This is a genomic window from Luteibacter sp. P4_E6 (genome assembly GCF_056401535.1).
Map to the genome: position 1 here is coordinate 1 of NZ_JBFUJE010000806.1, position 1,305 is coordinate 1,305.

The window sequence follows — 1,305 nt, forward strand, 5'->3', positions numbered from 1 at the left end:
GCCTGAGACGATATCTGGCGAAGAAGTCGTAAGAATCTTCAAGATCGCAGGAACGATTGATATACGAGATTCCCTCCGTATTACCACGAGCGATCTGACGAACGTCCACGAAACGTACGTGTACCGCGAGGCAATGTTCCTTCTTGCAAACAATCCTGTGGCAGTTGTTGGACACTCCTTGAGGGACGGGCGAACCGCTGAACTCATGACTGCGCGCGGATCGCGAGATGATGGAATATATGTGTCTCCGCATCTCGAACTAATTGATGAAGTTATGCTTTCCAGGTTCAGATTGAAAGGTCTCAAAGAGCACGCAGATTCCTTCTTAGAACGGTTTTATGATGGTTCGCCAAGTCGGTCGTGAATTAGTTGTCGAAGCCGCCTGGAGATCTCGATCGCTGAGCGCGCGCGAGATTTGGAAGCCATCCGCGATGGGTGCCGGGCCGCTTGCCTCGCAGTTAGAGAAGCTTGAGGAGCGATTCAGAGGCCGCTTTCTTAGGGCCTCAGTGTTTGCCGGAGCAGGCGCGACGATCAAGCAGCCAACCTTGCTTCGCCGCAGGTAGTACGAGGCCTCGCCGAAGCCGCCGTGGATCACGAACCTTCCTCCCCGTGTGCGAGTCCGGCTATGTGGCGCCACAGCCGGTAAGTTTGACTGGGGTATGGAGGTTGCTCGAACGCACTTCTCGGTGCCTGGATACGCACTGCGGTGGGAGCACTCCGAGGTCGGACCTCGTCCCTCCGTCGCTTACCTGCGTGCCGGCTGGCTGGAGTTGGATTTCGAAACACTCGTCAAGMTTTGGAATTGGTGGGTATTGCAAGCCGCCAACTTGTGGTTGGGGCATGGACGGTCAAGGTGTCGGATGGCAGAAGTTGCAAGGAGTCACATTTCGATGACCCTTGCACGCAGCGCTTTGAATGGGCGTTTGTGATTTCACCTACGGCGCACGGCCGATGATGTTTTTCTCGCTGTCGGAGCAGATGACTTTGCAGGCGTAGTGGTGGGCGGCGATGTCCTCAGGCTTGACTGGCGGCATGATGGCTGCGACGGTCTTGAGGTCACCGACAGGCTGGCCTTGGGCGCCAACGCACTGGCCGGCGTCGTTGCACTCGATAAGGAACACGGGATAGCCATCCGCATTCTTGCTCATGACGGTGAGGTTATCGATGCCACCGGCATCAATGATGGCGTCTGTCGAGTTCGGTTCGACTGGTGCCTTGGCGACGCCCTCAGCTGGCGCGGTCTCCTGGGTAGGCGCGGAAGTCGCTTGCGGCTGCTGAGCCGTAGGTGTTTCCGCTCCCTTGGGA

General features: G+C 57.3%; 2 protein-coding genes. One reads left to right on the forward strand and one right to left on the reverse strand.

Annotation, left to right across the window (positions count from 1 at the left end):
- The coding region (locus AC1DT2_RS23645) for an SIR2 family protein (RefSeq protein ID WP_477299124.1) at positions 1–364 on the forward strand (364 nt) is incomplete at its 5' end.
- A 571-nt stretch (positions 365–935) separates the two neighbouring features.
- Here the strand turns inward: AC1DT2_RS23645 and AC1DT2_RS23650 are convergent.
- A partial coding sequence (locus tag AC1DT2_RS23650) for a hypothetical protein (RefSeq protein ID WP_477299126.1) occupies positions 936–1,305 on the reverse strand: 370 nt, incomplete at its 5' end.